At 59.4% G+C, this 26,374-nt stretch carries 21 protein-coding genes, 1 tRNA gene and 1 riboswitch; of the genes, 14 read left to right on the top strand and 8 right to left on the bottom strand.

The genetic code is table 11. The features are described from left to right. Nucleotide 1 precedes the first annotated feature (1 nt). Complete coding sequence (glpX, locus tag G5367_RS09275; protein ID WP_005342808.1) at nt 2-1,012, bottom strand: class II fructose-bisphosphatase; 1,011 nt, start codon at nt 1,010-1,012, stop codon at nt 2-4. 218 nt (nt 1,013-1,230) lie between these two features. Between glpX and G5367_RS09270 the strand changes: the two genes are divergently transcribed. The 8 genes from G5367_RS09270 (at nt 1,231) to G5367_RS09235 (ending at nt 11,601) form a co-directional block, all read left to right on the top strand. Then, nucleotides 1,231-2,292 carry a porin gene (locus tag G5367_RS09270; protein WP_421244880.1) on the top strand — a complete coding sequence of 354 codons (1,062 nt, stop codon included), beginning with the start codon at nt 1,231-1,233 and terminating at the stop codon, nt 2,290-2,292. Nucleotides 2,293-2,411: 119 nt separating this feature from the next. Further along, nucleotides 2,412-3,332, top strand: a complete 921-nt coding sequence (locus G5367_RS09265; protein WP_421212207.1) for an ABC transporter substrate-binding protein — start codon at nt 2,412-2,414, stop codon at nt 3,330-3,332. Between the two features lie 33 nt (nt 3,333-3,365). Further along, nucleotides 3,366-4,244: an EamA family transporter gene (locus tag G5367_RS09260; RefSeq protein ID WP_421244881.1), complete on the top strand. Its 879-nt coding sequence runs from the start codon at nt 3,366-3,368 to the stop codon at nt 4,242-4,244. A 435-nt stretch (nt 4,245-4,679) separates the two neighbouring features. Continuing rightward, entirely contained in the window at nt 4,680-6,146 is a 1,467-nt protein-coding gene (gene yjeM / locus G5367_RS09255) for a glutamate/gamma-aminobutyrate family transporter YjeM (protein ID WP_421212205.1), read from the top strand. A 258-nt stretch (nt 6,147-6,404) separates the two neighbouring features. Beyond that, a complete protein-coding gene (gene pbpG / locus G5367_RS09250; RefSeq protein WP_421212204.1) occupies nt 6,405-7,316 on the top strand; it encodes a D-alanyl-D-alanine endopeptidase in 912 nt (303 codons plus the stop codon). A 223-nt stretch (nt 7,317-7,539) separates the two neighbouring features. Further along, entirely contained in the window at nt 7,540-8,577 is a 1,038-nt protein-coding gene (locus G5367_RS09245; protein WP_421244882.1) for an acyltransferase, read from the top strand. Between the two features lie 293 nt (nt 8,578-8,870). Beyond that, a complete protein-coding gene (locus tag G5367_RS09240; RefSeq protein ID WP_421244885.1) occupies nt 8,871-10,913 on the top strand; it encodes a TonB-dependent receptor in 2,043 nt (680 codons plus the stop codon). Nucleotides 10,914-10,977: 64 nt separating this feature from the next. After that, complete coding sequence (locus G5367_RS09235; protein ID WP_216979661.1) at nt 10,978-11,601, top strand: PepSY-associated TM helix domain-containing protein; 624 nt, start codon at nt 10,978-10,980, stop codon at nt 11,599-11,601. Nucleotides 11,602-11,839: 238 nt separating this feature from the next. Here the strand turns inward: G5367_RS09235 and G5367_RS09230 are convergent. Then, a tRNA-Leu gene (locus tag G5367_RS09230) sits at nt 11,840-11,925 on the bottom strand. A gap of 143 nt (nt 11,926-12,068) precedes the next feature. Here G5367_RS09230 and G5367_RS09225 point away from each other — a divergent pair. After that, nucleotides 12,069-12,602, top strand: coding sequence for an RDD family protein (locus G5367_RS09225; RefSeq protein ID WP_216979662.1), 534 nt, complete (start codon nt 12,069-12,071; stop codon nt 12,600-12,602). Between the two features lie 66 nt (nt 12,603-12,668). Here the strand turns inward: G5367_RS09225 and lptG are convergent, their stop codons facing one another. Both lptG and lptF read right to left on the bottom strand, forming a co-directional pair. After that, nucleotides 12,669-13,739: an LPS export ABC transporter permease LptG gene (lptG, locus tag G5367_RS09220; protein WP_005342795.1), complete on the bottom strand. Its 1,071-nt coding sequence runs from the start codon at nt 13,737-13,739 to the stop codon at nt 12,669-12,671. A gap of 25 nt (nt 13,740-13,764) precedes the next feature. Continuing rightward, on the bottom strand, nt 13,765-14,877 hold the full coding sequence (gene lptF / locus G5367_RS09215) for an LPS export ABC transporter permease LptF (protein WP_005342794.1): 1,113 nt from the start codon (nt 14,875-14,877) through the stop codon (nt 13,765-13,767). 172 nt (nt 14,878-15,049) lie between these two features. Here lptF and pepA point away from each other — a divergent pair, with 172 nt between their 5' ends. From pepA to G5367_RS09200, 3 genes are all read left to right on the top strand, one after another. Beyond that, nucleotides 15,050-16,558 carry a leucyl aminopeptidase gene (pepA, locus tag G5367_RS09210; protein WP_005336423.1) on the top strand — a complete coding sequence of 503 codons (1,509 nt, stop codon included), beginning with the start codon at nt 15,050-15,052 and terminating at the stop codon, nt 16,556-16,558. Between the two features lie 174 nt (nt 16,559-16,732). After that, a complete protein-coding gene (locus G5367_RS09205) occupies nt 16,733-17,188 on the top strand; it encodes a DNA polymerase III subunit chi (RefSeq protein ID WP_216979664.1) in 456 nt (151 codons plus the stop codon). A 64-nt stretch (nt 17,189-17,252) separates the two neighbouring features. Further along, nucleotides 17,253-20,105, top strand: a complete 2,853-nt coding sequence (locus G5367_RS09200) for a valine--tRNA ligase (protein ID WP_421245112.1) — start codon at nt 17,253-17,255, stop codon at nt 20,103-20,105. 67 nt (nt 20,106-20,172) lie between these two features. On the opposite strand, the gene G5367_RS09195 is transcribed toward G5367_RS09200, so the two are convergent. Further along, entirely contained in the window at nt 20,173-21,159 is a 987-nt protein-coding gene (locus G5367_RS09195; RefSeq protein WP_421245111.1) for a sodium:calcium antiporter, read from the bottom strand. An 88-nt stretch (nt 21,160-21,247) separates the two neighbouring features. After that, a riboswitch (yybP-ykoY riboswitch) is annotated at nt 21,248-21,354 on the bottom strand. 169 nt (nt 21,355-21,523) lie between these two features. On the opposite strand from G5367_RS09195, the gene G5367_RS09190 reads away from it, so the two are divergent. Then, entirely contained in the window at nt 21,524-22,111 is a 588-nt protein-coding gene (locus G5367_RS09190; RefSeq protein WP_064335210.1) for a superinfection exclusion B family protein, read from the top strand. A gap of 96 nt (nt 22,112-22,207) precedes the next feature. Here G5367_RS09190 and G5367_RS09185 read toward each other — a convergent pair whose 3' ends face one another. The 3 genes from G5367_RS09185 to G5367_RS09175 all read right to left on the bottom strand — a co-directional run bounded on the left by G5367_RS09185 (nt 22,208) and on the right by G5367_RS09175 (nt 24,518). Continuing rightward, nucleotides 22,208-23,062 (bottom strand): AraC family transcriptional regulator, encoded by an 855-nt coding sequence (locus G5367_RS09185; protein WP_421245115.1) that lies wholly within the window; start codon nt 23,060-23,062, stop codon nt 22,208-22,210. A gap of 4 nt (nt 23,063-23,066) precedes the next feature. Continuing rightward, nucleotides 23,067-23,564, bottom strand: a complete 498-nt coding sequence (locus tag G5367_RS09180) for a GNAT family N-acetyltransferase (protein WP_421245110.1) — start codon at nt 23,562-23,564, stop codon at nt 23,067-23,069. A 429-nt stretch (nt 23,565-23,993) separates the two neighbouring features. Beyond that, the gene (locus G5367_RS09175) at nt 23,994-24,518 is read right to left on the bottom strand and encodes a GrpB family protein (RefSeq protein WP_421245109.1); all 525 of its coding nucleotides are present in this window, start codon (nt 24,516-24,518) and stop codon (nt 23,994-23,996) included. Between the two features lie 613 nt (nt 24,519-25,131). On the opposite strand from G5367_RS09175, the gene G5367_RS09170 reads away from it, so the two are divergent. After that, the gene (locus G5367_RS09170) at nt 25,132-26,355 is read left to right on the top strand and encodes a hypothetical protein (RefSeq protein WP_421245108.1); all 1,224 of its coding nucleotides are present in this window, start codon (nt 25,132-25,134) and stop codon (nt 26,353-26,355) included. Nucleotides 26,356-26,374 lie beyond the last annotated feature (19 nt).

The raw sequence follows: 26,374 nt of genomic DNA, 5'->3' as shown, positions 1-26,374 counted from the left end.
ATCACAGGATGATGTCGCGAACCACGCTGTCTTTGCGCTCCAGATAATGGATCGACTTGATACGGCGGATGGTACGGGATTTACCACGGATCAGCAGAGTCTCGGTGGTCGCCATCACGCCATCGCTGGTGATGCCATCCAGCAGGTCACCCTTGGTGATGCCGGTGGCGGAGAAGATGACGTTGTCATTCTTCGCCATGTCTTCCAGCTTGAGCACCTTGTTGACGTCGATGCCGAGTGCTTCGCAGCGGGCAATTTCCTGCTCGCCCAGCTCACGCACTTCCGGGCTGTCACCCTTGACGCGGTGGCGCGGCACCAGACGAGCTTGCATGTCGCCATCCAGCGCGCGGATCACCGCAGCGGAGATCACCCCTTCCGGAGCGCCGCCGATGCCATACAGCATGTCGACTTCGCTGTCCGGTAGACAGGTGAGGATGGAGGCGGCAACGTCACCATCAGGAATGGCGAACACCCGCACGCCCAGACCCTGCATCTCCTTGATTGCCTTGTCATGACGCGGCTTGGCCAGGGTAATGACGGTCAGGCGGGAGAGCGGCTTGCCCAGCGCCTTGGCCACAGACTTCAGGTTGAGCTCGAGAGCCTGATCCAGGTCGATGGCGCCTTTGGCTTTGGGACCGACGATCAGCTTTTCCATGTACATGTCAGGCGCTTTCAGGAAGGAGCCCTTGTCGCCCACCGCCAGCACGGCCAGCGCATTGGCCTGGCCCATGGCGGTCATGCGGGTACCCTCGATGGGATCGACCGCGATATCGACGCCGTCTCCGTGTCCGGTACCGACCTTCTCGCCGATGTAAAGCATCGGCGCTTCATCAATTTCACCTTCGCCGATCACAATCTCACCATCGATCTCGATCTGGTTGAGAATGTGGCGCATGGCCGCAACGGCCGCCCCATCGGCGATATTCTTGTCACCACGTCCGAGCCACTTGTAGCCAGCCAGTGCTGCCGCTTCCGTCACTCGGGAAAACTCGATTGCCAGTTCACGTCTCATCGCATATCCAACCTATGGAGCTCGAAAACGGGCGGCATTCTACCACAAGGGCAAACCTTTGCGCACAAAAGTAGCTGACAGGCGCATAAATGTAGCCAATTCATCCAATTGCAACCCAATTGCCATCGACTCTTCATCCAGTTGTCACCCCGCTGTCATGCCTCCTCCCTAGGATGGCCCCGTCTTCAAAACAAAAGCTTGCAACACAAGGGATTAAGATGAAAAAGCTGACTGTAGTGGCACTGGCTCTGACTGCCGCCTTCCAGGCACAAGCCGTTGAAGTATATAAAAATGATACCGCCATGCTGGACCTGTATGGACGCATCTACGCCGGTCAATTCTTCGGCGACAAGAAAGAAAACGTCGATACCGCCAACCCGAATGGCACCAAGGATTACAGCGCCAAGCAAGGGGCCAACCAGTTTGTCCGCTTCGGTGCCAAGGCCGAGACCCAGATCCAGAGCGGTCTGAAGGCGCTGGCCCAGTACGAAGTGCAGATGTACATCAACGACAGCGAGAAGACCATCAGCGAGAGCTCCGACAACCTGCGTACCCGTCTGGCCTTTGCCGGTGTGGGCGCTGACTGGGGCACCGTGACCTTCGGCCGCCAGAAAGGTGCCCCGGGTTTCCTGGCGGACTGGACTGATGTCTCCCTCTCCGACGGCTACGGCAACGAAGCGCTGGGAGCCAAGACCGACACCTTCGCCACTAACCGTGCCGGTTCCGTACTGAAATACTCCGGCCTGTTCAATGGCTTCCAGCTCGACACCAGCTACAAGTTCGACGGTGGTGACACCGAAGAGACTACCAGCAAGGATAGCGACGCGGCCTACGGCGCCGCCGTGGCCTACACCTTCCCGTTCAACCTGTCGCTGGGTACCGCCTACAACGTGGGTATCCGCGACAAGAGCGGTGAAGAAGATGCCAAGCTGTGGCTCATCTCTGCCAAGTTCGACAATAAGGCCGCCTACGCCGCCCTGAGCTATGCCGATGGCAGCGACTTCCTGGCGACCGGTACCGATCACACCGGTTGGGAAGCCGCGCTGGGCTACAACTTCGAGAACGGCTTCGGCCTGATGGCTCTGTGGAACAAGCAGGAGCAGGACAAGGCTGGCGTCAAGAAGGACAACGTGGACTACTACACCCTGGGCGCCCAGTACAAATTCAACAAGAACCTGCGGGTGATTGGCGAATACCGCATCAACAATCTGGACAGCGTTGCAGGCAAGGCGACTGCCAACCAGGATGACTTCCAGCTGGCTGCCCGTTACGACTTCTAATCGAGGTGTCGCGGATACCAAAAGCGCGATGGCTTGCCATCGCGCTTTTGCGTCGCCGTTACTCAGAAACCACAAACTGACCTAGGCTCAACAGTAAATGTATCGCTGGAGAGATGATCATGGTCAGGCTGCTTCTCGTCCTGCTGTTGCTGCTGGCTCTTCCCGCTCACGCCCTCAATATCGCCATGGTGCTGTGGCGTGGCGAAACCGCCGCCGAGGCGGGCTTTCGGGCCGAGCTGACCCGACTTGGCTACCAGACCACCATCACCATCTACAATGCCGATCAGGATCGCACTGCGCTGGCGACCATGCTGCGTCAGCAGATGCTGCCGAAACTGGCGGAGTACGACTACATCTACACCTTCGGTACCACGGCCACCACCATGGCAAAGAGTCTGATAGCCAATCGAAAACCCATGATCTTCAACGTGGTTTCAGATCCTGTAGGGGCAGGCTTTCTCTCTGAGGACAAAACTCAGAACAGCATGGTCGCCGGAGTAAGCAACATGGTACCCATGGCGCTGCAACTGGCCAATGCCAGCAAGTACCTTCCATCGAATAAACGGCTGTTGCTCCCATTCAATCCGCGGGAGCAGAACACCCTGCTGGTGGCCGACATGCTGATCAACGCGGCCAAAGGTTACCAGTGGCAAGTCGCAACCTGGCGCATTGCACCAGATCCAAAGCGACTGGAGACCGAGTTGAAGCGACTGCAACAGGATGCCAAAAACGACATCGTCTTTCTGGCCGCAGACAGCTATCTGCTCTCCATCGCCCCCCGCCTGCTGAATGTACTCAACGAAGCTGCCATCCCTACCATCTGTAGTGCCGAGCTGTTCGTAGAGCACGGCTGTAGCGTTGGCACTATCAGCAGCTACGAGGCGCTGGGCAAGATGGCCGCCGGGATCATCCATCGCCATCAGCAGGGAACAGAGTTGCAGGATATTCCGCTGCAGACCGACCCCCATCCCAAACTGGTGTTGGGGCAACTGGGTAACGCCACCACGCAGGAGGCGAGCCCCGAAAAGCCGAAGCCTTGATAAAGATCTCGGCCCATCAGGCTCCGGGCGGGTATGCTGTTGACCCCCATCGCCCGAGAGCCCTTTCCCATGAGCACCACCGTCTTTTTTGCCGTTTTGCTGGCAGCCCTGCTTCACGCCAGCTGGAATGCGCTGGTCAAAATTGGCGAAGAGCGGCTGGTGGGCGTGTCCCTGGTGGCGCTCTTCTCCGGGCTTATCTCCGCCGTCGCGCTGCTACCAATGGGGCTTCCCTCCGCTGCCGAGCTGCCCTGGCTCGGCCTCTCAGTCCTGCTCCATACCGGTTACTGCCTGTTTCTCAGCCATGCCTACAATCAGGGCGATTTTGGCCAGATCTATCCGCTGGCCCGTGGCAGTGCTCCGCTGCTCGCCATGGTGTTAAGTGCCCTGCTGCTGGGGGACTACCCCGGTTACGGCGGCATCATCGGCGCCTGCGTGCTGATCATGGGGGTCTTGCTGATGGCCTGGCGAGGCGGGCAGCAGCGCCTTGACAGCAAGGCAGTTCGGGCGGCACTGATCACAGCCATGTTCACGGCGACCTATACCCTCTCGGATGGAGCCGGCGCCCGCGCAGGGGGTGAACCGGTACGCTACACCCTCTGGCTCTTTGCCTGTACCGGGCTGGCGATGCTGCTGATACTGATCGTCCACCAGAGGCGCAACGCATGGCGCCAGATCCATCGCCATGCGATGGCGGGAATGGCAGGAGGTGCCATGTCACTGCTCGCCTACGGGATTGTTATCTGGGCCATGACCCAAGCCCCCATTGGCGTGGTCGCGGCTCTGCGCGAAAGCAGTGTGCTGTTTGCCATGCTGCTCTCGGTCTGGCTGCTGAAAGAGCCGCTCGGGCGCATGCGGCTGACGGCGGCGGCCATTATCACCGGCGGCGTGCTGCTGACCCGGCTGGGAGGATAAGCGCTGTCGCCATTGGTGCGTATTTATCAGGCAGGATGGCGTAATTCACTCCGCCAAATATGCCGAATACGAATAATGGAAATAAGTGTCAGCCCGGGCGTAAATGTTTACATCCGCAACGTATCAATTAACTGGCAGGTCTGTTTATTTCAACCACAGCTTCATTCGGGAAACTTACCTGCCCAGCAGCATTAATGATAAAATCGTTCACAGTTAATTTTCGGCAACGCTGACCAATACCGCGCATGGCACAGACCATGCCGCTCCGCCCATACATTCATTGACCGCCTGACGGGTAAGCCAGCCCGGTCAGAGATGACCCGATCGCGCCCGCCACAGCAGGATGGCATGGCGCTACCGCGTTATTAATGGGTCCGGTTTCGTCTGTTTAATTTTTGATTATTTTAAATCCAGCACCATCAGGGAGTTTTTAATATGTCGGCAAAAAAGCTGAAGTTGGGCGCTTTTATATTGATGATATTAACATCGGTATTTGGCGTCACTAATATCGGGATCGGTTTTTACCGAATGGGATATGCCGCCATTCCGATGTTCGTCATTGGCGGTCTGTTTTTCTTCATCCCGTTCATTTTGATGATGATCGAATTCGGCACCGGCTTTCGCAAAGAGGCGGGCGGCATCTTTACCTGGATGCGCCACTCGGTCTCGACCCGATTCGCCTTTATCGGCCTGACTATGTGGTTCGCCTCCTACGTCATCTGGATGTTTGGCAAAGCGCTCTCCATGTGGGTACCCCTCTCCTTCATGCTGTTTGGCCGCGACATCACCGTCATCCCGGTCACCCTGGGCACTGAGATCGACTTCGGCCCCTTTATTCTGGGGGTCGTTGCCATCGCATTGGTTGCCACCGTCACCAAGCTCATCACTCTGGGTAGCGCCCGCTTCGCCAAGGTGGCGGCCATCGGCGGTCTCTCCGTGGTGGCACTCAACGTGTTGCTGCTGGTCGGTGGCGTCTTCACCTTCGCGGTGAGCGGCATGACCCTGCAGGAGCCCTTCACCCAGGCATCGCTGACGGCGTCTCCCAATGCCGCTTTCAACGACATCATCCCCTTCCTCGGCTTTATGGTGTTCGCCATCTTCGCCTACGGCGGGGTCGAGGCGATGGCCGGGGTGGCTGACGAGCTGGAAGATCCGGAGCGCGACCTCAAGCGCGGCATCTTCCTCTCCGGCGCCTTCATCGTGCTCTGCTACATCATAGGCTTTCTGGCGGTCGGCTCCATCATGCGATGGAGCGACTTCCCGGCCGAGGGGATCACCTCACTCTCCGCCCTCTTCATCATCATGCTGGAGCTGGGGCGCCATCTCGGTGGCGAGTGGCTGGGACAGGTATTCATGCGCTTTGCCGGATTGGGCATGTTCCTGAGCTATCTGGGTGCCTTTATCGCCCTCTCCTACGCGCCACTGCGCCAGTTCATCACCGGCACCCCGAGCTACTTCTGGCCGGAGCGTTTACAACGCGAGAACGAGAATGGCGTGCGGATTGAAGCCCTCAAGGTGCAAGCCTGGGTGGTCTGTCTGTTCATTGCCGCCAAGTCCATTTTTACCCTGATCAACCCGGAAGGGGCCGCCGCCCTCTATGAGCTGATCATCACCATGACCAACGTCGGCATGACCCTGCCCTACATGTTCCTCATCTACGCCTGGTATCGCTATCGCAACAACCCGGCGCTGGGCAAGGACCTGATCTTCTTCAAGAGCGCGGGCTCGGTACTGCTTGCCACCATCATCAGCCTGATCCTGGTCGCCTTCGGCAACGTCTTTACCGTGGTCGCCCCCTTTATCTCCGGCGATATCTCCACCGGCGTCTGGACCATCATTGGCCCGCTGCTGTTCGTGGTGATCGCCATGCGCTTCAAGATCAAGCAGGAAGATGCCCACTAAACGGTAGCAATGCTCCATGCCAATCGGGACTGTTCTGGTCCCGATTTTTTTAGCGCCTGCTTCCGCTCGCCATCACAACCAGCCCATAGTTTCAATGTAAAAGAAGACTCCATGGAGACCATTTTTACGCTCTCCTCGTCGTCAGAGCGCGCTCAACGCCGTAAATTATCAATATCAAGGTGAGAATGATTGTGAAGCGCCAGTTCACGACATATAACTTAGCGAGATGTCCCTGTATTTCGTCCGGTAGAGCTGATCATGATGATGCGTTCCCTCCTTCCTCTGTTGCTTGGCGCAGTAATGTTGCCGGCCACTATGGACAGTGCCCATGCCAATCCCTTTTCCGCCAGCAGCAAGAGCGGCAGCGGCTTTCTCGAGCGACGGGATGTGCCCAACCTCAGCTCGGCCGCTTTCGTGGTGGCCAACCACAGAACCGGCGAGGTGATCTCCGAGCGCAACGGCAACCGGGTAATGCCCATCGCCTCCCTCACCAAGCTGATGACGGCGCTGGTAGTGCTGGATGCCAACCTGCGCCTCAATGAAATGCTCACCGTGACCAATGCCGACATCGACCGCATCAAGGGAACCGGATCGCGCCTAGCCATTGGCTCGAAGCTCAGCCGCGCCGAAATGCTCCATATCGCCCTGATGTCCTCTGAAAACCGCGCAGCCTCGGCGCTGGCCCGCCACTATCCCGGCGGCCAGCGTGCCTTTGTCGAGGCGATGAACGCCAAAGCCCGCATGCTGGGGATGTGGAATACCCACTACGCCGACAGCACCGGGCTCAACCCGCGCAATGTCTCCACCGCGCAGGATCTGGCCAAGCTCGCCGCAGCAGCAGCCTCCTATCCGCTTATCCGCCAGTACTCCACCGACGAGCAGAGCTATGTGCGTACCAACAAGCGCCAGCTGCACTACCTCAACTCCAACCGGCTGATCCGCGAGGGGCAGTGGGAGTTCACCCTCTCCAAGACCGGCTATATCCGCGAAGCGGGCCGCTGTCTGGTGCTGGGCACCAAGGTCAATCACGAACCGGTGATCATGGTGCTGCTCAATGCCGAGACCACCAACGATCGGGTCGCCGATGCCAAACGGATCAAAACCTGGCTGGAGAGCTCGGGCAGAACCACCCTTGCCGCCAACCAGAGCAGCATGCTGACTCACCAGTAAGCTCGAGATCCCCAACCAAGCGAGGTGCCAGCCTCGCTTTTTTTATCTGCATGAGTGCGCCCAAAAAACGGGAGCTTGCTCCCGTTACAGGTAACACCTTCCGCCATCCCGTTACAAAACGTAACTACTCAACAGTGTGATTCACACTAATAGAATCAATTGGTTGTAACCTAGCAGTAAGAATTTTAGCGTGCCATCACAACCCCTGTAACGACGAGCCACCATGCGTATTTCCAGTATCGAGTGCGGGCGGGTACTGGCCATTCTGGCCGTGATGACCATTCACGTCTCCCCCTTCGCCAATCCGTTCAATCCCGCCCTGTGGGGAAGTGGATCCTGGCTCTGGCTGAGCGGCACAATCAACCAGTTATGCCGCTTTGCCGTGCCGCTGTTTTTCCTCTGTGCCGGTTACTTTCTGCAGCCGAGACTGAGCCGCGAAGCGCCGCTGACCGTTGCCTGGCGCTACTGCCACCCCTTGCTGCTGCTCTGGCTGGTATGGAGTCTGGTCTACCTGCTGGTGCCGTTCAATCCGCTGGATGCCGTGCAGCAAGGCTATCTGGCCTCCCTGCGCGGGCAGTGGCAATTCCAGCTCGGCGACCCCCTCAATGGCTGGCTGGTGGGCGGCATGATCCACCTCTGGTTCCTGCCAGCACTGATCATGGCGGTGACCCTGCTGACACTCTGCTACCGGCTTGGCAGACCAGCGCTCGCTCTCTGGCTGGGTCTTGGCCTTTACCTGCTGGCGCTGCTGGGGGGCTCCTATGCCAAGCCGCTGCTGGGCGCCGAGTGGCCACTGCTCACCCGTAACGGCCCCTTCTTCTCTCTGTTGTTTGTGGCGCTTGGCGCCCTGCTGCGCCAGCTTCAGTGGCAACCGGATGCCCGCACCGGCTGGCAATTGCTGCTGGCGGGCGTGGCGCTCTATGGCTGTGAAGCCTGGGCGCTGCAGCACTTTGCCGCGGTACCGCTTACCCGCCACGACTTCCTGCTCGGCTCCCTTCCCTGGGCCCTCGGCCTGTTTGGCCTGCTGCTGGCCAACCCCGAATGGGGCAAGGGCAGCTGGTTGGAGCGCCAGGCCCCCAAGGTGCTCGGGATCTATTGCCTGCACATGATGCTGGTGGTCTGGCTCTTCATGTTCGGCCCGCAGGGTGCATCCATCCTGTGGGAGATTGCCAAGGTGCCGCTGCTGCTGGGAGCGTCTCTGCTGGTCTATCGCCTGCTGGCGGCTTTGCCCCTCACCCGCCGACTGCTGCGCACCCACTGAGTCCGATATCCGGCCCGTCCTATTGGGCCGGATATCTCTTCACGTGTCGCCCCTTTCTCTTCCGCTACGCCCTTTTTGCTCTCGCTTCATTCTCGCCGCTTGCTGTAATAGATCTGCTTTTCAGCCGAGCTCCCCCGACCGCACAACCCGTCCCCAATGCCCCCTTCATTTCCACCTTGCCAGATAAATAAAAATCAATATCATTGACATCCCGTTTAAGCGGGTCAGGCTAATTATAATTAAATCAATATGTTCGAGCCGTCAGGTCGACATCCAAAGAGTCAATATTGAATATGCAGCACCCTCACTTTCGCAGAACGCTGGTCTCACTGGCACTGCTGGGCACCGGCTTCACAGCCCAGGCCGCCGATGAAACCATGACAGTGGTTGGCAAACGCTCCCAGCATCAGGAAGTTGCCACCGCTACCCGTACCAATACACCAGCCAAGCTGGTTCCCCAGACCATCGACAGCGTCAAGGCCAGCGAGCTGACCGCCTTCGGCCAACCGACGCTGAGTGAAGCCCTGAGCGGCATCCCCGGTGTCAACGCCAGCGGTGACACCCGCTTCGACGGGGTCAATATCCGCGGCTTCAGCGCCAGCAACGACTTCTATCTCGACGGATTCCGCGACGACATGCAGTACACCCGGGATCTCGGCAACATCGAGCGGGTGGAAGTGCTCAAGGGCCCGGCCGCCGTGCTCTACGGCCGCGGCAGCACGGGGGGCATCGTCAACCGGGTCAGCAAGAAGCCGCAGAAAGGGCAGGAGTCCAGCGTCACCGCCCGGGTCGGCAGCTTTGACAGTCAGCGACTGGCCGCCGACCTCAATGGCGAGGCGAGTGAGCAGGTGCAACTGCGCCTCAACATGGCGCAAGAGGACAAAGATAGCTTCCGCAACGGCGTGAAGAGCAAACGCACCCTGCTGGCTCCCTCCGCCAACTGGGAGATCAGCGACAACCTCAACTGGCTGGTGCAGTACGAGCGCAACGAACATGACCGCACCCCGGATCGCGGCATTCCCGGGGTCAATGGCCGACCGGCCGATGTGCCGCGGGAGTATGTTTACAGCGATACCAGCCGTGACTTCATCGATGACGTGGCGCAATCCACCCGTTCCCGCCTCTCCTGGGATATCAACGATCAGTGGCAGTTGCGCCAGCAGCTCGGTTACTCCACCCTCGACAGCCGGTTTGACAACACCTATGTCACTAGCGTCAAAGGGGATCAGGTGACCCGCTCCCGCTGGCAGCAGGATCTGAAAGCAAAGAACCTGATCAGCAATACCGAGGCCGAAGGTCTGTTCCAGACCGGCCCGGTGGAACATCGCCTGCTGATCGGCTTCGAGCAGAACTGGCAGGAGCGCACACCCAAGCTCTACCAGAACGCCACCGCCATCCCGTCCGGCAACCTCTACGACCCGGGCTCACTGCCTACCTACAATGGCGCCATGAAGCTCTCCAGCGACGCCAAACACAAGGTGCGCGGCAATGGCCTCTATCTGCAGGATCAGCTCAGCCTGGGTGACTGGCATCTGGTTGGCGGGCTGCGCCGTGACGACTTCACCGTCACCAGTCGCCGCTACGACCTCAACAAGGAGGAGAGCGTCTCGGTCAACAGCCTGAGCCCGCGCCTCGGTCTGGTGTGGAATCCCCTCGAGGATCACGCCTTCTATACCTCCTACAGCAAGACCTTCACCCCGGTGGGCGGCGAGCTGATCGGCATCACCCCGGGCGACAAGAACAACGGGCTGGAACCCCAGCACACCCGCCTCTACGAAGGTGGCGTGAAGAGTGACTGGCTGAACGGCAAGCTGGCGACCACCCTCTCCCTCTATCGACTGGAGATGTACAACAAGCGCACCAAGGATCCGCTGGATCCCACCAAGGTGATCCTCACCGGCCTGCAGCGCACCGAGGGTGTCGAGCTGAGCGCGCGCGCCGAGCTGACCGACGAGATCTACCTGCGTGGCGGCTTCGCTATTCAGGATGCGGAGCAGGTCAAGGCGGATGCGGATCTGCAGGGCAAGCGCCCGATGAACGTCTCCCGTCAGAATGGCCAGCTCTATCTCGGCTACAAGAGTGGCGAGCAGGGCTGGTTCGGTGAAACCGGCGTAACGGCGGTGGGCGATCGCTTCGCCGACAACGCCAACACCACCACACTACCCGGTTACGCCCGCTTCGATGCGCGCGTCGGTTATCGCTGGCAACAGTGGGAAGCCGAGCTGAGCGCCGAAAACCTGACCGACCACGAGTACTTCGTCAGCGCCACCAGTGCCAACCAGATCATGCCGGGCACACCCCGTCAGCTGAGTCTGACCGGTACCTACCGCTTCTGATCTCTGTGACAACCACCCCGACTGGCCAGCCCTTGCTGGCCAGTTTTTTTATGAAGCAACCACGATGAAACGCAGAAGAGTTCCCCTTCACAACAACAAATGGGTACGCCGCCTCCATGCCTGGGCCGGTTTTTTTACCCTAGCCCTGATGCTGATGTACGGCATCACCGGCCTCTGGCTGCAACACCGAGCCGTGTTGCCCATCCCCGGCCCCCACACCGACAAATCGAGTGAAGAGATAGTGCTGGAGGCGCCGCTCGCCAGCCCGGAGCAGCTGAAAAGCCTGCTGCAACAGCGCTATCCCGATATCTTTGCCGATGGGCGAACCATGATCACCACGGCCCAGACCCTGCCCACCCCGAACGGCCCGCTCACCCTGCCCGCCAAGTGGGAGATACGCGGTGTCACCCTCAGCCAGAGCGTGGCCGCCAGCTATGTCGAGGGCACCCTGCTGGTACGCACCGATCTGCAACTGGCCAACTTTGCTGCCAGCCTCAACCGGCTGCACCGCGGCATGGGCACCGGCCTCGGCTGGCAGCTGTTTGGCGACCTCGCCGCCCTGGCTCTGCTGCTGCTCGCCCTCACCAGCCTGTTTATGTGGACCAAGCTGCACGGTACCCCCAGAGCCATCATAGCGCTGACGCTCGCAGGTACCCTCGGTACCCTGCTGTTTGCCCTGCTGGGATAGCGCGCGACCATGCTACTACGTAGCAAGGAAATGAAAGAAAACCGCAATAGAAACAGGCCGCTGGCGGTGATGCCGTCAGCGGCTATATCAAGGAAAGGAAATAACGGAGAGCAGGAAAAGAAAAGGGATACCAAGAGGTAACGGGAAGTACTGCCAGCTCAACAGTAACGCCCCAATGCGCAGGAACGCTAAAAAACAAAAGGCCATCATTGCTGATGGCCTTTTGTCATAAATTTGATGGTGCCCGGGGTCGGACTCGAACCGACACGGTTATTCACCGGCGGATTTTGAATCCGCTGCGTCTACCGATTTCGCCACCCGGGCAACTGCGAGGGATTATACGAATGGCGCGATGCCATGCAAGGTGTTTTTCGATTGAACACTCCCGTTTGTTCATTTATTCAACGCCTTGCCGATGCGGGGCCAGTTACATAGAATGCCGCCATCATCTTAATGGAATAAAAACGATGGCCAAGCCTAAAAAAGTCCAACAAAAATCCCCCTCTCCTGCCACTCAGCCATACCCGTCAGCGGGTCTGCTGCGTCGCCTCGGCGCCCTGATCTATGATGCGCTGGTGGTGACCTCACTGCTGATCATCGCCGGCTTTATCGGCATGGGTGTCGCCAAGCTGCTGCTGGTCACCGGCATGGCCAGCGTACCGGCGGGTGAAGATACCGTCTGGTTGCTGACTCGCCACCCCCTGAGCCTGATCTACACCCTCTGGCTCGCCTTCGTCATCTGCGGTTTCTACACCTGGTTCTGGACCCGCGCTGGCCAGACCGTCGGCATGCGCGCCTGGCGGCTGCGCATTCAGAACGAGGATGGCAGCCATATCCGCATCACCCAGGCGCTGATCCGTCTCGCTACCGCAGCCTTTGGTCTGGGCAACCTGATGTGCCTGTTCAACCACAAGCGCCCACGGGCGTTCCAGGATATCTGGGCCGAGTGCGAAGTGATCGTGCTGAGCAAAGAGGCAAATCTGGAATTGTTGAACAAGTAATACCGGCTCAATGCAACAACGAAAGAGGGCACCAACAGGTGCCCTCTTTGCATTACCACGTGTGAATTACTGCTTGCGGCTGAGGATGTAGAAGGAGATACCGCCAAACAGCAGGCTGGGCGCAACAGCCGCCAGAATGGGCGGTACCGCATAGACCAGACTGATAGGGCCAAACACCCGATCACTCACATAGACGGCGAAACCAGTCATGATCCCCATCAGCATCCGCGCCCCCATACTCACCGAACGCAACGGGCCGAAGATGAAAGAAGAGGCCAGCAGGATCATCGCCACCACCGAGAGCGGTGACAGCAGTTTGCGCCACATCTCCAGCTTGTAGCGACCGGCATCCTGCTTGTTGGCATCCAGGTAACCGATGTAGTCGAGCAGACCGGAGACCGAGAGATTCTCGGGGTCGATACTCACCACCCCCAGCTGCTTGGGCGTCAGCTCCGAGCTCCACTCCATCGTGGCGTGCTGTTCACTGCGGATCTGCGCCGGATCGTCGAAGCGGGTAACCTGGGTCTGCTTGAGCAGCCAGTGATGCCGTTCAAATACCCCCTCCCGAGCCTGCACCACGTCGATCAGCTTGCGCTCGGGGGTGAAACGATAGAGGGTGATGCCGGTCAGGGCGCCATCGTTGCGCACCCCGTTGATATTAACGAAGTTGTTGCCATCCCGTGCCCACACCCCGTAGGCCGAGACGGTAAGCCGTCCTTCCGACATGGCACCGGCACGGATATCATCCGCCATCCGTTTGGCGACAGGGGCCACATACTCCCCCATCAGTCCTACCAGGATCATCAGCGGGATTGCTGTCTTGAGCGCCGCCATCACAATACTGATCTTGGAGCGACCCGCCGCCTGCATCACCACCAGTTCGGAGCTGGTCGCCAGCTGGCCCAGACCGATCAGACCACCCAGCAGCGCCGCCAGCGGGAAGAAGAGCACCGCCTCCTTGGGCATGGAGAGCAACACATAGTAGAGAGCATTGATCATGTCGTAGTTGCCCTCTCCGACAGACTTGAGCTGTTCCACATACTTGATGAGCGCCGCAAGACCAACCAGCGTGAGCTCACACAGCAGGATCGACATAAAGATAACCCTGCCGATATATCTATCGAGAATGCCAAACATCAGCGGTAGTTCCTATGTGGCTTCATCATTTTGATTTGTTTATGAAATATTTGCTCTTTACCCCGTTCCACCAGCTGGTGCCCTGCAAATTGAGGGGCAGGCCAATAAACAGCAAATAACCGAGCGGAACCAGGAACATCCCCGGCCAGTAGGGCAACCGGCCACTGTCGATAGCCGAGCGGGCGGCACTGAGCAGCAGGAAGTAAGAGAGATAGAGCATGATAGCCGGCAACAGCTTGGCATAACGCCCCTGACGGGGGTTAACCCGAGCCAGCGGAACTACCAGCAGGGTGAGCACCGGAATGGAGAGGGGCAAGGAGATACGCCATTGCAGTTCACCCATCATGTCGTTTTCCTGGGTACCCAGCAGCTCCATGGTGGGTTTGGCCGCCGCCTTGCGGTTGGAACGCTCCATCTCCTGCTGACGGATCACCAGACCATACTCGCGAAAATCGGAGATCTGGAACTGCTTGCCGGAGAAGTTGCCTTCATAGCGGGAACCATCCTTCAGAGTCAGCCACTGAAGACCATTCTCATCGATCGTCACCACCCCTTCGCTGGCCACCACCACCGAAGGGGGGTTGCTGCCTTCAGCCCGCTGCAAGATGAAGATCTTCTGCAGCTTCGAGCCGTTGTCGTTCAAATCCTGGATGTAGGCAACCAGGCGCCCCTTGTCTAGCTCCATAAAGCGGCCAGCCTGCAGGAAAGAGATCCCCGGATCCGACTTGAACTCGTCGATCACCTGATACTCTCGCTCCTTGGCTTGCGGGGCGATCCAGCCGGTGTTGAACGCTGCGACTGCGGCGGTCAGCAAGGCTAGCAACATGGCGCTGCGCATCACGAAACGGTGGCTGAAACCCACCGCATGCATCACCGTCATCTCGCTTTCGGCGTAGAGGCGACCATGGGCAAACAAGATGGCTAAAAAGAGACTGATAGGCAGCATCAACAGCGCCATATTGGGCAAGTTGAGCAGCAGCAGGGTGGAGACCAGACGTGTCGGCACCTCGCCATCGGCAGCATCACCGATGATCTTGATAAATTGTTGGCTGACAAAGATAAGCAGCAATACGAATAACACTGCCAGCTGGGTTTTCAGGGTTTCCCTGAACAAATATCGGAAAACGATCACAGTCATTCCCAAGTAAACTTGTGTTTTTAGTCGAATGCCTGAAAAATAGGGCCGTATATTGGATTTTTACCAGTTTGAACTGCGGAGCCTGTGGCTGTTCGCTCCGCCTCTGATACCCCAACAAGCACCGCATTATTCAATAAAAGGTGCCTTTTGTCTTTAGGATGTAGGAGATTCCATGGAGTTCAGTGTAAAGAGTGGCAGTCCAGAGAAGCAACGGAGCGCCTGCGTCGTAGTCGGCGTATTTGAGCCTCGTCGCCTCTCTCCGGTTGCCGAACAACTGGACAAGATCAGCGATGGCTATATCAGTTCGCTGCTGCGCCGTGGCGACCTGGAAGGGAAACCAGGCCAGATGCTGCTGCTGCATCAAGTACCGGGCGTGCTCAGCGAGCGCGTACTGCTGGTCGGATGCGGCAAGGAGCGGGAACTCGACGAACGCCAGTACAAGCAGATCATCAACAAGACCATCACCACCCTGAACGAAACCGGCTCCATGGAAGCGGTCTGCTTCCTGACCGAGCTGCACGTCAAGGGTCGGGATACCTATTGGAAAGTGCGCCAGGCGGTAGAAACCACCAAGGCGGGCCTCTACAGCTTCGATCAGTTCAAGACCAACAAGGCCGAGCCACGTCGCCCGCTGCGCAAGCTGGTATTCAACGTGCCGACGCGTCGGGAACTGACCATTGGTGAAAAAGCCATCGCTCACGGTCTGGCCGTGGCCAAGGGTGTGCGGGTCTGCCGCGACGTGGCGAACATGCCGCCCAACGTCTGCAACCCGGCCTATCTGGCCTCCCAGGCCCGTCGTCTGGCCGATGCCTACGACAACATCACCACCAAGGTGGTGGGCGAGCAGGAGATGGCCGAACTCGGCATGAACTCCTATCTGGCGGTGGCTCGCGGCTCCGACAACGAAGCCATGATGGCTATCATCGAATACAAGGGTCATCCGGATGCCAAGCCCATCGTGCTGGTCGGCAAGGGTCTGACCTTTGACTCCGGCGGCATCTCCATCAAACCGGCCGACGGCATGGACGAGATGAAGTACGACATGGGTGGCGCCGCCTCCGTGCTCGGTACCATGCATGCGCTGGCCCAGCTGCAACTGCCGATCAACGTCATCGGCGTGCTGGCAGGCTGCGAGAACATGCCAGGTGGCAACGCCTATCGTCCGGGTGACATCCTCACCTCCATGTCCGGCCAGACCATCGAAGTGCTCAACACCGATGCGGAAGGTCGTCTGGTGCTGTGTGATGCGCTGACCTATGTGGACCGCTTCGATCCGGAAACCGTGATCGACGTGGCGACTCTGACCGGTGCCTGCGTCATCGCACTGGGCCACCACACCTCGGGTCTGCTGGCCAACCACAACCCGCTGGCCCACGAGCTGCTAAACGCCTCCGAGCAGGCGGGAGATCGCGCCTGGCGTCTGCCGTTGTTCGACGAGTATCAGGAGCAGATTGACAGCCCGTTCGCCGACATGGCCAACATCGGTGGTCGTCCGGCCGGCACAATCACCGCGGCCGCCTTCCTGTCACGCTTCACCAAGAAGTACAACTGGGCCCACCTGGATATCGCCGGGACCGCCTGGAAAAGTGGCAAGGACAAAGGCTCTACCGGTCGTCCGGTGCCCCTGCTGACCCAGTTCCTGCTGAACCGGGCTGGCGTGGATATCGAAGAGAAAGAGTAACTCTCCGGCCCCTGCCGATGGCTACATCGGAAGGGTTGGCGTTACCCTGAACCACAAGGAAGAGGCCCGCCTCTTCCTTGTTTCATTCTTGAATCAGTGAGCTGCGGACGGGAAACGCCCCGTCAGCCTCATGAGGCGGTCAACACTCCGTCACCGCAAAACGGGATCAACCTGATGAGCCAAGTGACCTTTTACCTGATGAGCGAACAGGATGACGCGCAGGCCTCTGCGGTCGAGCGACTGGCCTGCACTCTTGCGGCCGAGTCGTGGGGCGCGGGCCATATCTACCTGTTCTGCAACGATGAGGCCCAGGCTCTGCGTCTGGACGAGCTGTTGTGGCAACTGCCGCCGGAGCGCTTTGTGCCGCACCAGCTGCAGGGCGAAAGCGGCATGGCTCCGGTGGAGATCGGCTATCAGCCACCGAAACGGCGCTACGCCCGCCTCATCAATCTGGCCACTGCGACACCTTTGTTTGCAGGACACTTCGCTCAAGTGGTAGATTTTGTCCCCACTGACGAAACACAAAAGCAGCAAGCTCGCGAGCGCTACAAGCACTATCGCCAGGCAGGCCATGCCCTCGAAATGAGGGAGCAGCCCGTCCTTGCCGCACCGGATCCGGCGCAGCCCTGACTGCAACCAATTGATCCATAAAGAATCAACACCAGACTCCATCCATCCAGATTACGGCGAGACCATGGAAAAGACTTTTAATCACAACGCCATCGAACAGGCGCTCTATCAGCACTGGGAAGCACAGGGTTACTTCAAGCCCCACGGCGACACCAGCAAAGACTCCTTCTGCATCATGATCCCGCCGCCGAACGTCACCGGCAGCCTGCACATGGGTCACGCCTTCCAGCAAACCCTGATGGATACCCTGATCCGCTACAACCGCATGCAGGGCAAAAACACCCTGTGGCAGGCAGGTACCGACCATGCCGGTATCGCCACCCAGATGGTGGTTGAGCGCAAGATCGCCGCAGAAGAGGGCAAGACTCGCCACGATTACGGCCGTGATGCCTTCATCGACAAGATTTGGCAGTGGAAAGAAGAGTCCGGTGGCACCATCACCCGCCAGATGCGCCGTCTGGGCGACTCCGTGGATTGGGAGCGCGAGCGCTTCACCATGGATGAGGGTCTCTCTGCCGCCGTGCAGGAAGTGTTCGTCCGTCTTTACGAAGATGGCCTGATGTACCGCGGCAAGCGTCTGGTGAACTGGGACCCGAAACTCAACACCGCCATCTCCGATCTGGAAGTGGAGAACCGCGAGATCAAGGGCCACATGTGGCACCTGCGCTATCCGCTGGCCAACGGCGCCAAGACCGCTGAAGGCAAGGATTACCTGATCGTCGCCACCACTCGTCCGGAGACCATGCTGGGCGATACCGCTGTGGCCGTGAACCCGGAAGACCCGCGCTACAAGGCGCTGATCGGCCAGCACATCCTGCTGCCGCTGGTGAACCGTCTGATCCCCATCGTTGCCGACGAACACGCCGACATGGAGAAGGGCACCGGTTGCGTGAAGATCACCCCGGCCCACGACTTCAACGATAACGAAGTGGGCAAGCGCCACAGCCTGCCAATGATCAACATCTTCACCCTGGACGCTCACGTGCGTGCCGAGGCCGAAGTGGTCGATACCAACGGCAACCCGAGCAGCGCCTACGATGCCGCCCTGCCGAGCGAATTCGCCGGTCTGGAGCGCTTCGCCGCCCGTAAAGCGATTCTGGCCAAGCTCGAAGAGCTGGGTCTGCTGGACGAGATCAAGGATCACGTGCTGCAACAGCCTTACGGCGATCGCGGTGGCGTGCCCATCGAGCCGATGCTGACCGACCAGTGGTACGTGCGCGTGGCACCGATGGCCAAGACCGCCATCGAGGCGGTGGAAGATGGCCGCATCCAGTTCGTGCCGAAACAGTACGAAAACATGTACTTCTCCTGGATGCGCGACATTCAGGACTGGTGCGTCTCCCGTCAGCTGTGGTGGGGCCACCGCATCCCGGCATGGTATGACGATGCCGGCAACGTCTACGTTGGCCGCAGCGAAGATGAAGTGCGCGCCAAGCACAGCATCCCGTCCGTAACCACCCTGCGTCAGGACGAAGACGTGCTCGACACCTGGTTCAGCTCCGCCCTGTGGACCTTCTCCACTCTGGGCTGGCCGAACAACACCGAGGCACTCAAGACCTTCCACCCGACCGACGTGCTGATGAGCGGCTTCGACATCATCTTCTTCTGGATTGCCCGGATGATCATGATGACCATGCACTTTATCAAGGACGAAAACGGCCAGCCGCAAGTCCCGTTCAAGACCGTCTACATCACTGGCCTTATCCGTGACGAAGAAGGCCAGAAGATGTCCAAGTCCAAGGGCAACGTGCTGGATCCGCTCGACATGATCGACGGGATCTCGCTGGAAGATCTGCTGGAGAAGCGCACCGGCAACATGATGCAGCCGCAGATGGCCGAGAAGATCGCCAAGCGAACCGCCAAGCAGTTCCCGGAAGGGATCGATGCCCACGGTACCGACGCCCTGCGCTTCACGCTGGCAGCGCTGGCCTCTACCGGTCGTGACATCAACTGGGACATGAAGCGCCTGGATGGCTACAACAACTTCTGCAACAAGCTGTGGAACGCCTCCCGCTATGTGCTGATGAACACCGAAGATCAGGATTGTGGTTTTGCCGGTGGCGAAATGCAGTTCAGTCTGGCGGATCGCTGGATCCAGTCCCAGCTGCAAGTGGCCATCCGTGACTTCCGCACCGCCCTCGATACCTACCGCTTCGACATCGCGGCTGGCGTGCTGTACGAATTTATCTGGAACCAGTTCTGTGACTGGTATCTGGAGCTGACCAAGCCGGTGCTGACCAAGGGTTCCGAGGCCGAGCAGCGCGCTGCCCGCCACACCCTGGTGACTGTGCTGGAAACTCTGCTGCGTCTGGCGCACCCGATCATCCCGTTCATCACCGAGACCATCTGGAAATCGGTCGCTCCGCTGGCCGGCGTACACGCCGACACCATCATGATTCAGGCCTTCCCGGAGTTCGACGCCGCCAAGGTGGACGAAGCCGCGATGGCGGATCAGGAGTGGGTGAAGGAGTTCATCGTCAGCATCCGCAACATCCGCGCCGAGATGAACGTTGCGCCGAGCGTCCCCCTCAACGTACTGCTCCAGTGCGATGCCAAGGATGCCCAGCGCGCCGCTGACAACGAGGCCTTCCTCAAGTCGCTGGCCCGTCTGGAGTCCATCCGCGTACTGGCGGCCGGTGAAACCGCCCCGCTGTCAGTGAAGAAGCTGATCGGTGCCACCGAGCTGATGATCCCGATGGCCGGTCTCATCGACAAGGATGCCGAACTGGCCCGCCTGGCCAAAGAGGTGGCCCGTCTGGTCGGCGAGTGCGCCCGTATCGAAGGCAAGCTTGGCAACGAAGCCTTCGTCGCCAAGGCGCCGGAAGCGGTCATCGCCAAAGAGCGCGAGAAGCTGGAAGATTACCGTCTCCAGCTGACCAAGCTGGAAGCCCAGCAGGCCGAGATCGCCGCGCTGTAAGCACCGCCCCAACCGATACAACAAAGCCCCCTGCCAAGGGGGCTTTTTCATATCCGCGCTTCCCGCTTCAGCTCACCAGCAACCAGCCGCAAAAACCGAGATAGAGCAGACCGACCAGCCCCAGCCGCTCGGCGGTCATGGTTCCCTTTCTGAACCCCCACCAGAGCAACCCGACCGCCAACAGCGTCACCAGCGAGGAGGCCATCATTGCGCCATCCAGCAACCAGGGGGTAAAGAGCAAGCAGAACGCCTTGGGGATAGTGCCCTGGATCATCATGGCCCCGGAGATATTGGCCAGCGCCAACCGGTTCTTGCCCTGCCGCACCCAGATCAGCACGTTCATCAGCTCCGGCATCTCGGTCGCCACCGGACTCAGCAACAGGGCCGCCAGCACCGGCGAGAGGCCAAAAAGCTCGCCCATTCTCTCCAGCTGATGGACAAACAGCTGGGCCGCCAGCGCTACCACCACCAACGCAGCCAGCGTCTGCAGCAACACCTTGCCAAGGGGCGGGATCACCGCATCAGGTGCCAGCTTGAGGGGCTCCGGCAATTCGACTTCGTGGCTGTCAGCCTGTTTCAGCTCGCGCCTTACATAGACGAGGTAGACCAGCAGGAAGAGCGGGGCCAGCCAGCTCTTGCCAGTGAAGGCGACCAGCCCCAGCGCAGTCGCCACCAGAAAGATGCCGATAAACCAGCGCTGATCCCGGCCAATCTCGCGCTGCACCTCGCCATCGATGGCCCGTTCGGTACGCCCCATGCAAAGCAGCAGGGTGAGGCCGACTGCCGCATAGCCGATGGTCGCCAGCACCAGCGGCCCACCAAGGGCGGCGCCAATGCCGATCTCCTGCTGGGCGGTCGTGTTGCCCATCAGCAGGGCGGTCAGGGTGACGATGCACTCGGGCAGTGCCGTACCCAGTGCAGCCAGCAGCGAACCAGTGGCACTTTGCGAGAGTTTGAAGTGGTGTCCGGTCCATTCGATGCCGTTGACGAAGTATTCGCAAGCAAGATAGATAGTGACCGCAGAGACGAGAAATAACAGCAGGGTAATCAACATAATAGATACCGCCAGGCGAGCAGAATAACCGATGGACCCGACATGGCTCGCCCGGCTGGCGTGCATATCGAGGCCAAAGGTCTTGCAGAGCGATAGTGCCTATCGCCGCCCATGCCATGGATGCGAGGATCCAAGAGTGTTGACATGGGCCCGGCCCGGAATACGGGCGGGTTGCTACTCCCCAATGACTGAGGGGACGTTTTACCAACTCGACCGTCACCTCACAAGGCAAATTACTGACAACTCATTCAATAAGTTGTAAGGAAATGTATCGCCAGCCTCCCCTCCCAGGCGCCATTACGCTGTTGGCACACCGATTGCTGTAGGTAGTTCACTATCCACAACAGTTTGGGAAGGATGAACAATGAAACGGTGGATCCAACATTTCTATCAACTGAACCGCCTCAATTGGCTGATGGTCTGGTTGTTGCTCTGCTGCAGCATCATTTTGCTGTTTCCGGCCGGGCTGATGAAAGGGGCCGTCAGCCAGTGGGCTGCGGATCATGCGGCCTGGCTGGGGGTCGGCATGCTGATCGCCATCTCCTACTTCTGCAGTCAGGGCTTCCTGATCGCCTGGGAGTGGGCTTGCGAAGAGTGGCAGGCGCGCCGTCAGCAGGACCAGCTGGCCCAGATGATCGGCTTCCTCGACTTCAACGAAAAGGCGGTGCTGCGCGAGTTCGTGCTACAGCGTAAAAGCGTCATAAACTTGCCGATCACCGAGCCCGCCGTCAAAAACCTGATGGATGCCGGCGTCCTCACCTATGCCTACGGCAAGCCGACCCGGGATAAGGATGACGAGAACCAGATCCGCGCCCTGATGATCGCCCTGCCCGCCCGACCGCTGCTCACCTACAAGGTGCTGGGGCTGTCGCGTGGCAAGATGAGCGACGAACAGGTGGAGCAGATCATGAACGCACGTCCCAAGTTCGCCCAGAAGGGGTTCCAGCGCTAAACGCCACCCAACCGCCAGATGCAAAAGAGCCGGACACTGTCCGGCTCTCTAATTTCTGCGCGATGCTCTGTACCATCCCTTACGTCTTGTTGTGCCCTAACCCTTTAGGCTGGAGCAAAAGCTCACATCCGCAACCTTGGTCAGCGGATCATAGCTGTGATAGAGCTCGAAACAGGGTCGATCATCAAATTCGAAACCGGCCGCTACCACCTCACCGATATGTTGCTGCCAGAGTGCGGGGTACTGGGCCGGGTCGGTCACGGTAAAACGTGACTGGCCATAGCGGCCGCCCGCCAGCTGCTGGATCTCCACATTGCCGCGGCCTTTGGTCCCCGCCGGCACGGTGACGCAAATATCGGTGCGGCACTGCTGGGGAGCCGTCACTTCGGGGTTGTCGTGGTAGATGAAGATCCACTCCCCTTCGGCCAAACCCAACCCGACAGCCCATTGATAGAGCTGGTCACACACCGGCTCATAGCCTATGCCGTAAGGGCCGGTGACCCGGATATAGGCCAGAGTGCGTGCAGCCATCTGTTCGGTTTTCATCTGTAGCCTCCTTTCACTGGAACGGCCTTCAGCATAATCAGAGACCCGGGCAGCCGCGTGTCCATTCTTGCTCAGTTGCAAGAGTGACGGCTGGCGGCGCAACATCCCCGGTGCCATGGCAAACTGCTTGCGAAACGCCTTGGCAAAGGCCTGTGAGCTGGCAAAACCGGCCGAGAAGGCAATCTCGGTGATCGGGTCGCGACTGTAGCAGAGAGAGCGAGCAGCCCGCTCCAACCGCAGGCGGCGCTGCATCTCGGCCGGGGTTTCACCGGTGACGGCGGTAAAGACCCGATGAAAGTGATAGCTGGAGAGCGCCGCAAGAGTGGCCGCCTCACTGAGGCAGAGCTCGGGATTCTGCTCCAGCGCCCGGATCACCGGGCGCAATCTGGCCTGATAATCGACCATGCCGTTAGCGACTGACGCTCCCCGCCACTCTGGCCATATAGAGCGCATCCACATAACGCCCCTGGCGGAAGGCATAGTCACGGGCTCGCCCCTCCTCGGTAAAACCGAACTTGCGATAAAGCGCCTGTGCGGCCTCATTGTCGGTATAGACGGTCAGCTCAATCCGGTGCAGGTTGAGCCAGTTATCGGCCAGATCAAGCGCCGCAGCCATCAGGGCAGATCCAACCCCCTTGCCGGCCCAGTCATCCCGTACCCCCATGCCAATCCCGGCCACATGCTTGCGTCTCGGATTAGACTCCACATGCAATGCGATCTGGCCAACCAGCAGCCCCTCTACCTCGGCGACCAGCGCCACCACACCACTCTGCTCCAACCGTTGTTGCCACACACCCAGTGCCGGATAGGGTAGTTGCAAGGTGCCCGCCTGGGCATTGGGCATGGCATAGAGATCCCGCAAGGCGGGGGCATCGGCGGATTCGGCATGACGAATAGAAATACGCATATGAGGCTCCTTCTCGAAGCCTTCATCATGCAATATCTGACGTGGTTACACATCCCCCACCTGCACCTATTTGTCTTGCCTATCAAGGGGCGATGAAAAAGCCATTGACCCATCGCTGGGCAACGCTCTGGACCGGTTCTGTGTCTGCGAGGAGAGAAACCATAACAGCAAGAACACTGCACAGCGACAGCGATGCCCCGTGGTCGACAACAACAGCCTTGCTACGCACCTGATGCGTGCCCTCATCAATGTGGAGAATAACGCCATTGATACGGCCCAGCTCGATCTCCTCTAGCAGGCCGACACTGATTACGCCAAGCGGGTCGAGCCGGCACTGGCCACCTTGCTGCGCCGACTCACTAGCTGGCAGAAGCCATCAGCAACAAAACGGGGCCATCAGGCCCCGCCTTCCGTTGCGTACACGCTCGCTCAGAGAGCAGGCCCCAGCCCAGCCAACCACCGCAGCGCGCGCGTCTCATGCTCTTTCACAAAGGCATTCTTGCCCGCACAGTAACGCTCGATATCATGCTGACAGCTCGCAGCTACCGCCTGCTTCAACTCGGCGTATTCCCTGCATGCAGCCGGGTGGGCTCTTAGATAGTCACGAAAGGCCAGATGGCGGCGCACATGGTCATCCCCTTGCAAGAAGGCGTGGATCTGGTGAGTTCTCTCATCACCCCCCTTGCGGAAATAGCGGCGACGCGCAATCCCGCACTCCCCCATCGCCTCATAACCCAGCGCCTCCAGTTGCCCGTTCTGCTCATCAAGCCGATCCAGCGATGACACCTCCAGCATGATGTCAATGATGGGCTTGGCCGCCAGGCCAGGGACCGAGGTACTGCCAATGTGGTGGACAGCCAGCAGGCAATGATCCAGCACACTGCGCAGTTGGGTCTCTTCCGCCACAAAGTGGACTGGCCATTGAGGGTTGTAGGATACGACGTCGACTCTCACGATTTTAGCTCTCTGGATAATTGCCGATGGCATCGGGCAACAGGGTATGCGATGGCTGGACAAGATAACCAGACGGCCAGCTACACGACAAATGACCAGCAACAAAAACGGAGCCCGAGGCTCCGTTTTTCAATGCGTTATCAATCCCGGACAGAACGCGCTTCGCGCTCTTGCCGCTCCCTTGCCAACAGGCGTTTGTACCACCAGCTACTGCGACGACGTTGTGCATTGGAAGAGCGACGAGCCATTTCTTAGGTTCCAGCCAAGAGTAGAAAGGAGCTGCATTATGCGACAGGGATCACGCCTATGTCTTTAGCTGGATCAAGAAAAGCCTCGCTGATCCCCTCAAATCATCTTCGTATCCTGCGACCATCTGGCTACTGGCAACACCATCCCTGAGCACACCAGGCCAGCGGGCTCACTCAGACCAGCAACCCGGCCCGAGTTTACTTGACGGATAATCATACAGCCTGCTGGTATTGTGGAGCCAATATGGTAGCCTGCCAGCGCCTGCGGGCAGTCTCTCGCTGCCACGCGCAAACTCCCGGTGAATTTGTCGCTTCCTGACAAAATATAACCTTATTTATCAAATCGTTATTTGGATCTTATCCCAATGCGTATCATGCCGTTGCTCAAGGCGGCCTGCCTGAGCCTGATGTTGTCCGCCTGCGTTGCCCCATTGCTGATGATGAGCCCCACCAGCCAGCTGATGTGGGCTCTGCTCAAGCCGCTGGTCGGCTTTGACCCGAACGAGGTCAATCTGTTCGAACAACCCTTGATCAAGGATCGGATGACCGCCATCCTTGGTCCCCACTACGACAGCACCATGCAGTTGCTCAAGACGGCCGACAGGCTGCAACAAGAGGGGCCGCTTTTCTATGTGGTCTCCGAGTATGCCCCCGTGCCGGATATCGCCAGACAGGCGGGGATGGTGTGGAACTCGCAAACCAACCAGATGTCGGTATTGCTGCAAAAAGGGGATGGCACCACCCAGACCTTTGGCGAAAATCTGGCGGGCACGGCTCCGACCTGGCCAACCGCCATGCAGGGCTGGCAGAACCCAACCAGCCAGCTCAATCCGGCGGCCAACACCCTGAGTGGCGCGGCGACCAGTCAGAGCGACGCCTCCCCCTTCTCCCTTGGTAGCGCACTTGGCACCGTGACCCGCGGTGTCACCGGCTCGTTGACCAACAGCGCTAGCCAGGCCATCAGCGGCGCAGCCGCCAACGCCACCGGCCAGGTCACGCAAGCGGTGAGCCAAGGCGCGACCGACCTGACCCGCAGTGCAACCACCGCACCGGCCAAGCAGGCATTCAGCAGCACCGCTGCCGCCGTGACGCAAGAAGCGACCAAAGCCGTTGCCACTCCAGCCAAACAGGCTGTCAGCAGCGCTACAGCGACCGTGACGCAAGAAGCCACCAAGGCCGTTGCCACGCCTGCCAAACAGGCGGTCAGCAGTGCCGCCACGACCGTAACGCAAGAAGCCACCAAGGCCGTTGCCACGCCTGCCAAACAGGCCGTCAGCAGTGCCGCCACGACCGTGACGCAAGATGCGACCAAGGCCATTGCCGCACCTGCCAAACAGGCTGTCAGCAGTGCCGCCGAGACCGTGACACAAGAAGCAACCAAGGCCGTTGCTGCGCCAGCCAAACAGGCTGTCAGCAGTGCCGCTGCGACTGCAACGCAAGAAGCGGCCAAGGCCATTGCCGCCCCTGCCAAACAGGCTGTCAGTGCCGCCCCCCATACGGCCGGAGAGAGCATCGCCGATACCGCCAGAGCGGCAGAAGCCGAAGCGCGTGCCAAGGCTGAGGCGGAGATGGAAGCCCTGCTGAAATAATTCGGCAGGTCACCGCGAG

Source organism: Aeromonas sp. 604282, from assembly GCF_049170575.1.
GTDB classification, from domain to species: domain Bacteria; phylum Pseudomonadota; class Gammaproteobacteria; order Enterobacterales; family Aeromonadaceae; genus Aeromonas; species Aeromonas veronii_A.
The sequence above is the reverse complement of the archived record's forward strand: the minus strand, read 5'-3'. Positions and strand labels throughout refer to the sequence as shown.